Source organism: Cupriavidus sp. Agwp_2, assembly GCF_040784895.1.
In the GTDB taxonomy this organism is placed as follows: domain Bacteria; phylum Pseudomonadota; class Gammaproteobacteria; order Burkholderiales; family Burkholderiaceae; genus Cupriavidus.
Genome location: NZ_CP088084.1, coordinates 109,605 through 121,531 on the forward strand (window position 1 = coordinate 109,605; position 11,927 = coordinate 121,531).

The 11,927-nt window shown below is 67.5% G+C and carries 10 protein-coding genes and 3 pseudogenes; 5 read left to right on the forward strand and 8 right to left on the reverse strand.

Features of this window, described 5'->3' with window-relative positions; translation table 11 throughout:
* The first annotated feature begins 60 nt into the window (after positions 1-60).
* On the forward strand, positions 61-849 hold the full coding sequence (locus LPA45_RS18325; protein WP_317921614.1) for a GntR family transcriptional regulator: 789 nt from the start codon (positions 61-63) through the stop codon (positions 847-849).
* 89 nt (positions 850-938) lie between these two features.
* Here LPA45_RS18325 and LPA45_RS18330 read toward each other — a convergent pair whose 3' ends face one another.
* The 3 genes from LPA45_RS18330 to LPA45_RS18340 all read right to left on the reverse strand — a co-directional run bounded on the left by LPA45_RS18330 (position 939) and on the right by LPA45_RS18340 (position 5,045).
* Positions 939-2,360: an aldehyde dehydrogenase family protein gene (locus LPA45_RS18330; protein ID WP_317921654.1), complete on the reverse strand. Its 1,422-nt coding sequence runs from the start codon at positions 2,358-2,360 to the stop codon at positions 939-941.
* A gap of 35 nt (positions 2,361-2,395) precedes the next feature.
* A complete protein-coding gene (locus LPA45_RS18335) occupies positions 2,396-3,298 on the reverse strand; it encodes a TauD/TfdA family dioxygenase (RefSeq protein WP_116321430.1) in 903 nt (300 codons plus the stop codon).
* Positions 3,299-3,368: 70 nt separating this feature from the next.
* Complete coding sequence (locus tag LPA45_RS18340; RefSeq protein WP_317921613.1) at positions 3,369-5,045, reverse strand: GMC family oxidoreductase; 1,677 nt, start codon at positions 5,043-5,045, stop codon at positions 3,369-3,371.
* Between the two features lie 196 nt (positions 5,046-5,241).
* Here LPA45_RS18340 and LPA45_RS18345 point away from each other — a divergent pair, with 196 nt between their 5' ends.
* Both LPA45_RS18345 and LPA45_RS18350 read left to right on the forward strand, forming a co-directional pair.
* The gene (locus LPA45_RS18345; RefSeq protein ID WP_116321428.1) at positions 5,242-5,952 is read left to right on the forward strand and encodes a GntR family transcriptional regulator; all 711 of its coding nucleotides are present in this window, start codon (positions 5,242-5,244) and stop codon (positions 5,950-5,952) included.
* 321 nt (positions 5,953-6,273) lie between these two features.
* Positions 6,274-6,534 carry a hypothetical protein gene (locus LPA45_RS18350; protein ID WP_158577691.1) on the forward strand — a complete coding sequence of 87 codons (261 nt, stop codon included), beginning with the start codon at positions 6,274-6,276 and terminating at the stop codon, positions 6,532-6,534.
* A gap of 73 nt (positions 6,535-6,607) precedes the next feature.
* Here the strand turns inward: LPA45_RS18350 and LPA45_RS18355 are convergent, their stop codons facing one another.
* The 4 genes and pseudogenes from LPA45_RS18355 to LPA45_RS18370 all read right to left on the reverse strand — a co-directional run.
* Positions 6,608-7,132, reverse strand: a complete 525-nt coding sequence (locus LPA45_RS18355; protein ID WP_116321427.1) for a host attachment protein — start codon at positions 7,130-7,132, stop codon at positions 6,608-6,610.
* A gap of 166 nt (positions 7,133-7,298) precedes the next feature.
* Complete coding sequence (rocF, locus tag LPA45_RS18360) at positions 7,299-8,219, reverse strand: arginase (RefSeq protein ID WP_317921611.1); 921 nt, start codon at positions 8,217-8,219, stop codon at positions 7,299-7,301.
* A 65-nt stretch (positions 8,220-8,284) separates the two neighbouring features.
* Positions 8,285-9,007: pseudogene (locus tag LPA45_RS18365) on the reverse strand (sulfatase-like hydrolase/transferase); the annotation flags it as partial.
* Positions 9,004-9,132 (reverse strand): annotated as a pseudogene (locus LPA45_RS18370) (MarR family transcriptional regulator); the annotation flags it as partial. The pseudogenes LPA45_RS18370 and LPA45_RS18365, both read right to left, overlap by 4 nt.
* Between LPA45_RS18370 and LPA45_RS18375 the strand changes: the two are divergent.
* Both LPA45_RS18375 and LPA45_RS18380 read left to right on the forward strand, forming a co-directional pair.
* On the forward strand, positions 9,080-9,391 hold the full coding sequence (locus LPA45_RS18375; RefSeq protein ID WP_376790696.1) for a MarR family winged helix-turn-helix transcriptional regulator: 312 nt from the start codon (positions 9,080-9,082) through the stop codon (positions 9,389-9,391). The pseudogene LPA45_RS18370 and the gene LPA45_RS18375 overlap by 53 nt on opposite strands.
* A gap of 72 nt (positions 9,392-9,463) precedes the next feature.
* A pseudogene (locus tag LPA45_RS18380) lies at positions 9,464-10,744 on the forward strand (PQQ-dependent sugar dehydrogenase); the annotation flags it as partial.
* A gap of 219 nt (positions 10,745-10,963) precedes the next feature.
* Here LPA45_RS18380 and LPA45_RS18385 read toward each other — a convergent pair.
* Positions 10,964-11,842, reverse strand: coding sequence for a LysR substrate-binding domain-containing protein (locus tag LPA45_RS18385; RefSeq protein ID WP_116321424.1), 879 nt, complete (start codon positions 11,840-11,842; stop codon positions 10,964-10,966).
* Between the last annotated feature and the right edge of the window lie 85 nt (positions 11,843-11,927).

Genomic DNA, 11,927 nt, shown 5'->3' on the forward strand with positions numbered 1-11,927 from the left:
AAAGAGCCGCATTGCCCCCTGACAAGCCCAATATTTCAAGGGCTTGCCGGCTACCTCCCGATGACCATGGCGAAATCCAATTCACCTGTGCCGCGTTATCACCAGATCTACCTCATACTGCGCCAGCAAATTGCCAGCGGCATTTTCGACCAATCCGGCTTGCCCCCCGAATTAAGGCTGGTCGAGCAATACCAGGTAGCGCGGGTAACCATGCGGCGGGCGCTGTCCGAACTGGTGAAGGAAGGCCTGGTGTACCGGCGCGCCGGGCATGGCACCTTTGTCAACAAGGACCACGCCAGCCGTTCGCCAGGGGTGGCGCGCGCGTGGCGGCTGGCCGACGGGCTGCTGGAGGATCACGGCGAAACCATGATCCGGCTGATCGACTACGGCATGCTGCCGTGCCCGCCGGAAGTCGCCGAGCTGCTCGGCGTACCGCCGTTGCAGGCGGTGCTGCGTATCGTGCGCGTGCGCAGCCTGGCGGGTCGGCCGGTGTCGTGCGTGACCATGTACATCCCGCCTGAGATGGCGCCTCTGTTCAGCCCGCAGGCAATCACGGAGACCTCGGGGCTGGCGCTGCTGGAGCGCGGCGGCGTGCGCATCAGCCAGGCCGACCAGAGCATTTCCAGCTGCCTGGCCGATGCGCACGTGGCGCCGCTGCTCGACGAGCCGATGGGCGCCGCGCTGCTATCGGTGCTGCGCGTGGTGCGCGACAACGACGGCCGGCCGGTGCAGTGGCTGCGCGGCCTCTACCGGCCGCACTACTACGACCACCGCATGGTGCTCGCGCGCGCGGGCGCCGACAACGCGCGCACCTGGATCCCGCGCGACATCACCTGCGCCGTGCGCTGAAGCCCGCCATGGTGACGCTTCTGGCGGCCGAGGCCTCAGTCTCTCGTTTGGCGGCGTGGCCATGACCGATCGGGCCCCGCTTTGCGTGGTCAGGCGGTGACGGTCTTGGTTTCGAGATACTCGGCAATGCCTTCCGGACCGAACTCGCGGCCGTTGCCCGAGGTCTTGTAGCCGCCGAACGGCACCGAGATGTCCATCGTCGCGCCGTTGATGCGCACGCTGCCGGCGCGCAGGCGCGCGGCCAGCTTGCGGGTACGCTCGGGGTTGGACGACGCGATGTACGCCGCCAGGCCGAACTCCGTATCGTTGGCGATGGCCACGGCTTCTTCTTCCGTGTCGTAAGGGAGCATGCACAGCACCGGTCCGAAGATCTCCTCGCGCGCGATGGTCATGTCGTTGCGCACGTCGGCAAAGATGGTCGGGCGGGCATAGAAGCCTTGCGCGAGCCCGTCGGGACGGCCCGGACCGCCGGCGGCCACGCGCGCCCCTTCCTCGATGCCGATGCCGATCAGCCGCTGCACCTTCTCGTACTGCGCGCGGTTCGAGATCGGCCCCATCCTGGTCTGCGCATCGGCGGGATCGCCGACCGTGACCGCGTTGGCCACCGCGGCGGCGATCTGCACCGCCTGCTCATACTGTGCGCGCGGCACCAGCATGCGCGTCGGCGCGATGCAGGTCTGCCCGGAATTCAGCATCACGTGCGCAACGCCGCTGGTCACGGCGGCCTGCAGGTCGGCGTCGTCCAGGATCACCAGCGGCGACTTGCCGCCGAGTTCCTGCGTCACGCGCTTGACCGTGGGCGCGGCGCTGACCGCCACCTCGACGCCGGCGCGGGTCGAGCCGGTGATCGAGACCATGTCGACATCGCGGTGCGCCGACAGCGCCGTGCCGACCACGCGGCCCTCGCCAAAGACCATGTTGAACACGCCCGGCGGGGTGCCGGCGGCATCCATGATCTCGGCGAAGATCTGCGCGTCGAGTGGCGCGATTTCCGACGGCTTGAGCACCACCGTGCAACCCGCCGCCAGCGCCGGCGCCACCTTGGCGGCGATCTGGTTCAGCGGCCAGTTCCAGGGCGTGATCAGCGCAGCCACACCGATGGCCTCGCGCAGGATGTAGCTCTTGCCGCGCTCGCTTTCGAACTCGAATTCGCGCAGCGCCTGCACCGTGGCCTGCAGTTGGGCGAGGCCGATGGCGGCCTGCAGGTTGGTGGCGACGCTGATGGGCGCGCCGATCTCCTGCCGCACCGCCTGCGCCAGGTCGCCCAGGCGCGCCTGGTAGGCGGCCATGATGCGCTCGAGCAGGGCGATGCGTTCCTCGCGGGTGGAGGCGGACCACGCGGGGAAGGCGGCGCGTGCAGCGGCGACCGCCTGGTCCACGTCGGCGGCGGTGCCCATGGCAACCTTGCCCGCCAGCGACTCGGTGGCCGGATCAATCAGGTCGGCCTGGGTCACGCCTGGCGCGGGTTGCACCCACTGGCCATTGATATAGAACTTGTCGACGAGTTTCATCGGGTTGGTCTCGCGGATCGTTGGGAAAGGGCCGCTCATACCGGGCGGTCGCCGATGATGGTGGCGCGGTTCATGTGGCGCACGGCGGGGAAGTAGTCCTGCACCGCGTAGTGCTGCGTGGAGCGGTTGTCCCACAGGGCGATGGTGTCCGGCTGCCAGCGCAGACGCACCTGGTATTCAGGCGCCGCCGCCTGGCGGTACAGGTATTGCAGCAGGTCCAGCTCGGCCGGACGAAAGTCCGAGCCGATGCGGTAAGGCTGCTCCTTGACGAAGTTGGCGAAATGCGTGGTGAAACCCTCGTTGACGAAGAGGATCTTTTCGCCGGTTTCCGGATGGGTGCGCACCACCGGATGCACCATCGGCGGGTACTTGGCGCGCATCTCCTCATACCTTTCCTCGGACATCGCGGCGCCGAAGGTAGGCATCGCGTCATGCACCGCCTTCAGGTTGGCAATGCGCGCCTTCACGTCCTCGGGCAGCTTTTCATAGGCGGCGGCCATGTTGATCCAGATGGTGTCGCCGCCGACCTCGGGGCACGACACACAGCGCAGCATCGAACCCATCGACGGCACCTCGCGCCAGCTGACGTCGGAGTGGTAGAGATTCTCGCGTCCGCGCTGGTTGCCGTCACGGCCGAATACAACCAGTTCCGGATGTTCGGGATGGTTGCCGAGCATGGGATGCACTTCGAGCTCACCGAAGCGGCGCGCCACGGCCACATGCTGGGCCGGTGTGATTGCCTGCTTGCGGAAGAACAGCACCTTGTGCGTGAGCAGCGCGGCGCGCAGCGCCAGGTAGGTGGCGTCATCCAGGGCTTCGCGGAAATCGATGCCTTCGACTTCGGCGCCGATGGTGGGCGTGCAACGGCGCACGGTGAACGGCCAGGAGGCCGGGTCTTGCGCGCGGAACGCCTCCGGGCTCAGGGTGGTGGCTTGCATGCGTTGTCTCCTCTGTGGTGGCTATTGCGGATGCAGTTTGCCGCCCGGACGAGCCGGGCGGCGACGGTTTTCAGCGGGCCGAGGCCCTGATCAGGTCCGCGGCCTTCTCTCCGATCATGATCGCCGGCGCGTTGGTGTTGCCGCCGACCAGTGTCGGCATCACCGAGGCGTCGGCGACGCGCAGCCCGTCGATTCCATGCACGCGCAGCTCGGCATCGACCACCGACATGTCGTCGATGCCCATCTTGCAGGTGCCGACCGGGTGGTAGACGGTGTCCGCATGCGTGCGGATGAAATGGCGGATCGCGTCTTCGTTGCTGTTGTCCGGCCCGAAATCGTCGGTGAGCAGTTCGCGGCCACCGTGTTTCGCCAGCGCCGGCTGGGCGAAGATGCGGCGGATGGCGCGCACGCCGGCTACCATGCCGGCCATGTCCTCTTCGGCCGACAGGAAGCGCGGATCGATCAGCGGCGCCTCACGCATGTCGGCACTACGCAGGCGCACGTGGCCGCGGCTCCTGGGACGCAGCACGCAGGCATGGCACGAATAGCCGTGGCCGAGCTTGCTGCGCTTCTCCATGTTGCGGTTGCCAACCAGCGCCACCACGAATACCAGTTGCACGTCAGGGATGGACAGCTCTGGACGGCTGCGGATAAACGCGCCGGCCTCGGCGAAGTTGGAGGTGACCATGCCCGTGCGGTGGCGCCGGTAGCGCATGACCTCGCCCGCCATGCGCAGCAGCCCGCCTGCGGTCTGCCCGAACAGGTCGGTCGAGTGCAGTTGCTTGTTGACGATGATGTCGAGGTGGTCCTGCAGGTTTTCGCCCACGCCGGGCAGGTCGTGGACCACGTCGATGCCAAGGCTGCGCAGTTGCGCCGCCGGGCCGACGCCGGAAGCCATCAGCAACTGCGGCGAGTTGAAGGCGCCCGTGCTGAGCACGATCTCGCGCCGCGCGCGCAACACCTGTTTCTCGCCGTTTCGCACGATTTCCACGCCGGTCGCGCGCCTGCCTTCGAACAGTATGCGCAGCGCCTGCGCGTCGGTCAGCACCGACAGGCCGCTGCGGCCGCCGTTGAAGGCCTTGTCCGCGGCATCGCCGCGATGCAGGTAGGCGCGCGCCGTGTTCCAGCGTTCGCCATTGCGCTGCGTCACCTGGTACAGGCCGGCACCTTCCTGTGTCTGCCCGTTGAAATCGGCATTGGGCGCCATGCCTGCCTGCAGCGACGCTTCGACGAAGCGCTGCGAGAACGGATTGGGCGAGCGCAGGTCGCTGACATGCAGCGGACCGTCGCTGCCGTGCAGGGGATCGTTGGCCAGCCTGGCGTTGTGCTCGCTGCGGCGGAAGTAGGGCAGTACGTCGTCAAAGCCCCAGCCCTTGCAACCCAGTGCCGCCCATTGGTCGTAGTCGTCGCGATGGCCGCGCACATACAGCATGCCATTGATCGACGAACTGCCGCCCAGCCCGCGCCCCCGCGGCTGGTAGGAACGGCGGCCGTTCAGGCCCGCCTGCGGCTCGGTGTAGTACGCGTAGTTGCGCGGCCCGGCCTTGGGCACCGTGTTGGCAAAGCCGATGGGCGCCCAGACCGAAAAGTGGTGGTCGTGCGGGCCCGCTTCGAGCAGCGCCACGGTCACGCGCCGGTCTTCGGCGAGCCTTGCGGCCACGGCGCAGCCCGCCGAGCCGGCCCCGATCACGATGTAGTCGAATTCCGCCGTTACGCGGGCGGCCCGTGTTGTTGCCTGGGTTTCCAATTGTGTGTCTCCTGAGTCGCCCGCATGCAAGGGTCGAAGGGTCGGTTAGGGAAGGCGGGGGCGTTGGCATGCACTGGCGATGCGATACTGCCATTACCTGTTATAACAGGTCAACCGGGTTTGCTGCCTGACCTGTCATGATAGGTATAATCCCTGATCCCCCGCATCGGAGTCCGCCTTCAGGCGGAGCACAAACGTGGCGCTGCCAAGATTCAAAGAGATCGAGAACGAAATCCGGGAGCGGATCGTCCGCAACCTGTTGGGGCCGGGCGCCAAGCTGCCGTCCGAGGCAGAACTCATGACGGAGTTCGCCGTGAGCCGGATCACCGTGCGCCAGGCGTTGTCGGGCCTGCACAATGCCGGGCTGATCGAGAAGGTCAACGGCAAGGGCAGCTTCGTCACGCGCCCGACCGATACGCCGAGCCTGGGGGCGCTGACCGGTTTCTATGAGACTGCCCGCGCGCGCGGCAAGCTGGCCTACGGCAAGCTGGCGTCGGTCAGGCTGGTGCGCGCCCCGGCCTTCGTGACGAGCGTGCTCGACCTGGAACCCGCGGAGAAGGTGTTGAGTGTGTCGACCGTGCGCTTCTGGGACGATGCGCCGGTAGCGTATTTCACGCTGCTGGGGCGCGAGCCGCTGATGCGTCGGATGGTGCAGGAAGACCTGGAGACCAACGATGCGATGTCGGTGCTTGAAAACCGCCTCGGCTACCGCTTCAAGGAGTCGACCATGGAGGCGAGCGCCGTGGCCGCGCCGGCGGACGTGGCCAGGCGCCTGGGCGTGGCCGAAGGCGAGCCGCTGCTGCGGCTGCGCAGCACGCCATACGACATCGACGGCACGCCGCTGCTCTGCGCCGAACTGCTGTTCCGCCCGGACCGCTACGCGTACAAATGGACGCTCAAGCGCTAGCCAGGGTTTTCTTTAAGCGCTGAACTACATGCGGCCAACGCCTGGCCGCGCGGTAAGCCGCTGTAAGCCGCGGGCAGTCGCGGGCAGTCGCAGTAAGTCGCGGTAAGTTTTACCCGCGCCGCGCACTTCTTACTGCAGCAATCCCGCACACTGGTCCTTTCCTGCCGCAGCATCGGCAACACAACCCCCATTCCTGCCATCGCCGACCTCCACTGGTACGTCAGTTGCGTCATGTGCAGCGGAGCGGCGATTTCAGCGCGCTCGCCGGCCGGTCCTGCATCGATGCGAGGGCCGGCCGCAACCAGCAAGACGGAGGACCACATGAAAACGACGCTACGCATCGGCATTGCATTGCTTGCCTCGCTCGGCATCCTGGCCGGCTGCTCGGCAACCGGCAGCACCAGCGGCTCGGGATCGCTGTCGGGTTCCGGCTCGGTGTCTGAACAGAACCGCAGCCGCAGCGGCTATGGCTCGCCGGGCAGCACTTCCACCGGCACGTCCGGCGCGACCAGCACCACCAGCCCTGGTGGCACGTCCAGCGGCTCCAGCGGCGCGACCAGCGGTTCCGGTACGGCGCGCTGACACGCGCAGCCGCACGCGCGGCCGACCGCAGGCGGGTGCGGGCGGCCGCTTTTCTGTGGCGCGTTTCCAGTCGTCAGCGGTCCCTTCCCATATTCACACGCTCGTCGCGGCGCGCAGGCACCACGCCTTCGTCGGCCAGCCGCTGCTGCAGGTCGTTGTTGGGCACGTGGATCAGGTCCTTGCCGATCTCGCGCGTTACCACGCCGGTGACCGAAGCGGGCAAGGTCTTGCGCAGCAGCCCGAGGAAACGGGGCGCCGCGATCAGCACGAGTTCTTCATAGCGCTGCTTGTTGCGGGCGTCCGAGAGGAGGTCCGCGACACGGTGCGCGAACAGCTGCGCTTCCTGGTGCAGTTCGTCCTCCCCCGCGGACGAGGTGACAGTCGACGGACCAACCTGGTGCGCGCCCGGGTGGCCGGCATCGCCCTGCGAGGCGGCCTGGCCACGCCGGCCGTAGGCATCGCGGCGCAGGTCGGCGCGGTCGGCATGCGCGGCGGCATCGGTAATCTCTTCGACCACCGCCAGCGGGGCGGCGTCGCCATGCGAGGCAAAGACGCGGGCGACGGATTCATCCGCCACCAGGATCCAGATGTTCTTCATGATCGCTCCGGTTGCCGGCCCGAACGGTGGGCCTGATCACCGGTGTTGCAAGGGGTACGCCACCGTGCGCCAACCCGCCGCGGCGCCGTCACGCAGGCCTGGCGGGTGCCTGGGTGCCGTATCGGCCATGCCGTTGCAGTATCGACAGGCACGCCGTGCAACTTTTTCAGGCTGGCGGCGGACGCCACAGCGTCGATTTGCCGAACAGGCTTTCCATCAGGTCCACGGCCAGTAGCCCGGTCTGGTTGCGTACGTCGCAGGCCGGGTTCAGCTCCATCACGTCGAGCGACGCCAGCCGGCCGGTATCGGCGATCATTTCCATGCAGAGCTGGGTCTCACGGTAGGTCGGGCCGCCCGGCACGGTGGTGCCCACGCCGGGCGCAATCGCGCAGTCGAGGAAATCCACGTCGAAGCTGACGTGCAGGTGCGTCTGCGCGTCGATGCCGGCCAGCGCTTGTTGCATGGTGTGGCGCATGCCGTTCTCGTCGATGTAGCGCATGTCGTACACCGCCAGTTGCAGTTCGTGCAGGCGGCGCTTTTCCTCCGTATCGACACTGCGGATACCGATCTGCCGGATCGCGCTGCGGTCCACTGCGGGCGCCGCGCCGGCAAGCGTGGTTAGTGGCGCCGGTCCGTGCCCGCACAGGCAGGCCACCGGCATGCCGTGCATGTTGCCGGTGGGCGTGGTGGTGCCGATATTGGCGTCGGCGTGCGCATCGAGCCACAGCACCATCAGGGTCTTGCCGGTATCGCGGCAATGGCGCGCCGCCGCGCTGATCGATCCGATTGCCAGGCAATGGTCGCCGCCCATCAGCAGCGGCAGCCGGCCCGCCTGCAGCGTGCCCAGGCACGCGTCGTAGACGGCCTGGTTCCAGGCCACGACTTCGTCGAGATGGCGCATGCCGCCTTGCGGCGGCTGCCAGGGATTGGCGGGGCCGCCAAGGTTGCCGGCGTCCTCGACCTGCAGGTTGTTGCGTGCCAGCGCCTGCGCCAGGCCGGCGACACGCAGCGCCTCGGGGCCCATCGAGCAGCCGCGCGTGCCGGCCCCGACATCGGTGGGGGCGCCAATCAGCGTGACAGGTTTCATGGCGGGGTGGGGGAGTGCGGTGAGTGCGGACGCCAATGCGTTTGCAGGTTCCGTACCCGCCGCGTTCACCACACGCCGAAGAACACGCCGGCCTGCTTGTACACGTTGGTCTTGGCCGCGACTTCCTCGTTGGTCACGGTCACGCGCGGCTTGAGCGTGCAGAACCAGTCCAGCAGCCGCAGCCGCATGGCATTGCGCACGGTTTCATGGGCGGGGTCGGCGCCCAGGTCGAAATACTCGTCCGGATCGTTTTCCAGGTCGAACAGCTGTGGCCGGAAGCAGTGTCAGTGGACGTATTTCCAGCGTGCGTCGCGCACCATCCAGGCGCGGCATTCGCCCGGATGACGGCCTAGCGCGACCCGTGCGCCGCGGTAGGCGTAGTCGAGTTCCGAGACCACGAAATCGCGCCAGTTGCCCGCATTGCGCGCGCGGGTCAGATCGAGCAGCGAGCGGCCCTCGATGCGATGGTCGGCTGGCGGCAGCCCCAGTGCGTCGAGCACCGTCGGCACCACGTCGACTGCCGAAACCATGCTCTGCTGCGCGCTGCCGCGGGTGACATCGGCCTCGGGCGAGGGATCGTAGACGATCAGCGGCACGTTCTGCACGGTGTCGTAGAACTGCTCCTTTTCACCCAGCCAGTGGTCGCCGAGGAAGTCGCCATGGTCGGCGGTAAAGACGATCAGCGTGTCCTGCCAGCGGCCCAGCCGTTCCAGCTGGTCCCACAGCAGGCCGAGGCGGTCATCGATCTGCTGGATCAGGCCCTGGTAGGCGGGGCGCACCGTATCCGACCCTGCTCACGCGCCTCGCGCCGCACTAGCCCGCGTTCGACCAGCGCGTGCACGGCCCGGCTGGCCAGCACCTTGTCCAGGCCGGCGCTTTGCGCCAGCTCGGTCAGCCGCGTGCCGGGCTGCTCGGACCGGCGCGCCGCCGCGTTCACGCTGACGGAGGAAGGCGAAGCGGTCTACCGCCGCGCTTTTGCGCAGGCGCGTGCCTTCAACCGGGAACTGGCGGCGTGCCTGAGCGCCGAAGAGGCGCGCGTGCTGTCGCGCTGCCTGGACAAGCTGCAGGCGCGGGCCGAGGCCATGATGGAGCAGGCGCAGGCCTTGCCACAGCCGGAAGACGCCGCGCCGGCCTGGGATCCGCTGCAGGTGTGGCGCGGCGGCAAGGGGTAGGGCAGGCGAAGCTTGCCACGGCAAGGAGCGGTTCTTGCGTGGCAGCGGGCGCCGGGGTGACAGGAGCGTGCCATGTCAGTCTCACTACGATCTTCGCTGTGCCAGTGGTTCCTTGCCGCCTGCCTGGGCCTGGCGGCGTGCGGCGGCGGTGGTGGTGATGGCGGCAGTACCGGTAGCAACCCCGGCAACGGCTCCGGGGGCAGCAATGGGCCGGATGGGCCGGGAACGCTGTCGGTGGCGGTCACGGGCCTGCCGGCCGGATCGCCGGCCGCGGTCACGGTGACCGGCCCGGGGCAATACCGCCAGACCGTCACCCAGTCGGCAACCCTGTCCAATCTCGCCACCGGTACCTACACCATCAGCGCCGCCGATGTGCTCGCCGGCACCAGCCAGTACCAACCACAGCAACCTGCCCAGTCGGTAGATGTCGGGGCCGGGGCTACGGCAAACGTCGTCTACGGCGCGCCCCGGTCGGTGCGCCTGTCGCTGGTGCAGGTGGCGGGCGGGCTGGGCGAGCCGATCTATCTCACCGCGCCCGCGGGCGACGCGCGCCTGTTCATCGTGGAGCGCGCAGGGCGCATCCGCATCGTACGCAATGGCGCGCTGCTGGCCACGCCCTTCCTCGATATCGATGCACTGACCACCACCGACGGCGAGCGCGGCCTGCTGTCGATGGCCTTTGACCCAGCCTATGCCAGCAACGGCCGCTTCTACGTCTACTACACCGATAACAACGGCGCCATCACCGTCGCGCGCTACCAGGCTTCCGCAAGCAATCCCGACGTTGCCGATACGGCCGGTACGGTGTTGCTGTCGATCCCGCACAGCAACTTCCAGAACCACAACGGTGGCCAACTGGCATTCGGCCCCGACGGGATGCTCTATGTCGGCACTGGCGATGGCGGCGGCGGGGGCGATCCGTCCGGCAATGCGCAGAACCTCGGCGTGCTGCTCGGCAAGGTGCTGCGCATCGATGCCAGCGGCGCATCCGGACAGCCCTATGGCATTCCTGCCGGCAATCCGTTCACCGGCCAGTCTGGCAGGCGCGGCGAGATCTGGGCATATGGACTGCGCAATCCCTGGCGCTTCGCCTTCGATGCCGGACAGTTGTATATCGCGGATGTTGGCCAAAACCAGCGCGAAGAAGTCGACGTCGCGGCGGCCACCAGCGCCGGGCTGAACTACGGCTGGAACCGCATGGAAGGCACTGCGTGCGTGGGCGCCGCCACCTGTGACACGGCCGGGCTGACGCTGCCGGTGTTCGAGTACGGGCACGATGCCGGCGGCTGCGCCATCGTCGGCGGCTATGTGTACCGGGGCAGTGCGCTGGTTGCGCTGCAAGGGCGCTACTTTTATTCGGACCTGTGCACCGGCAAGCTGCTGAGTTTTGTGTTCCGCGATGGCGGTGCGGCCGAGCAGGTCGACTGGAACGTCACGATCCCCGGCAGCATTCCTTTGGCGTGGATGCCGCGCAGGCGCTGTATGTGCTGGCGGACAGCGGGACTTCGGCGACCGGTGGGGCGGTGTACCGGGTCGATGCCACAGTCGGCGGGCAGTAAGCCTCGCCCTGCGTTACACGGCGTCGAAGGCCGCTCGCATGCAGGCGGCGAAATGGTTGGCGTGCGTGTCGCGTGGCGCCAGTTGCGCGCGCAGCATGTAGCTCCTGAACGGGATATCGGGCTTGAACGGGATGGCGACCACGCCCGGGAACTTCATTGTCCGGCTGACGATGGGGTTCACCAGGCTCACGCCGAGGCCTTCGCTGACCATCCTGCAGATCGTCGCGGCGAAAGGCGTTTCGAGCGCCATGATGCGGTCGCCGTCACGGAACACGGCATCGATCGCACGCCGTGAGGTATTTCCGCCGGGCAGGGAAATAAAGCGCTCGCCGGCCAGGTCTTCCGGAACGAGCCGCTTCTTCTTCGCCAGACGGTGACGCGCCGGCACGACACACACGGCGCTTTCGGTGTGTATGACCGACGCCACGACACCCGGCTTGTCGGAGATGTTGGAAACAAAGCCGATGTCGCAGTGCTGCGTGGCAATCCAGTTGGCGATGACATAGGACTCGCTGGTGTCACAGACGATGCGTACCTGTGGGTACTTTTCGCTGAAGCGCCGGACTGCCTGCGGCAACACGCTCAGCGATATCGACGCGGCGGCTGCCACCCGCAGCGTGCCGACGCCGACGTCGCGGATGGCGCGCGCCGAGTCGCTCAGGCTGTCCAGTCCGACGAAGGCACGTTCCACTTCCTTGAACAGCGCCTCGGCGCCCTTGGTTGCCACCACGCGTCCCGGCAACCGGTCGAACAGCTCGAAACCGAGCTCCGCTTCCAGCTTGCCGATGACGCGGCTGACGTTCGGTTGCGAGGTATGCAACTGCTTCGCCGCGACGGTCATGGAGCCGGTCAGCATGACGGTGCGGAAGGTCTCGATCTGCTTGAAGTTCATGCCGGCAATGGTACAGGCATTCCCGGATGCCCATATCAAAAATGCATGCGCCCCCGTGAAACTGTCATTTGACCGGTATGCCGCT

What these genes read in the sequence shown, in the direction of transcription:
- LPA45_RS18325 (WP_317921614.1), top strand. Translation starts at nt 61, where the DNA reads ATGACCATGGCGAAATCCAATTCACCTGTGCCGCGTTATCACCAGATC.
- LPA45_RS18330 (WP_317921654.1), bottom strand. Translation starts at nt 2,360, where the DNA reads ATGAAACTCGTCGACAAGTTCTATATCAATGGCCAGTGGGTGCAACCC.
- LPA45_RS18335 (WP_116321430.1), bottom strand. Translation starts at nt 3,298, where the DNA reads ATGCAAGCCACCACCCTGAGCCCGGAGGCGTTCCGCGCGCAAGACCCG.
- LPA45_RS18350 (WP_158577691.1), top strand. Translation starts at nt 6,274, where the DNA reads ATGAAAACGACGCTACGCATCGGCATTGCATTGCTTGCCTCGCTCGGC.
- LPA45_RS18355 (WP_116321427.1), bottom strand. Translation starts at nt 7,132, where the DNA reads ATGAAGAACATCTGGATCCTGGTGGCGGATGAATCCGTCGCCCGCGTC.
- rocF (WP_317921611.1), bottom strand. Translation starts at nt 8,219, where the DNA reads ATGAAACCTGTCACGCTGATTGGCGCCCCCACCGATGTCGGGGCCGGC.
- LPA45_RS18385 (WP_116321424.1), bottom strand. Translation starts at nt 11,842, where the DNA reads ATGAACTTCAAGCAGATCGAGACCTTCCGCACCGTCATGCTGACCGGC.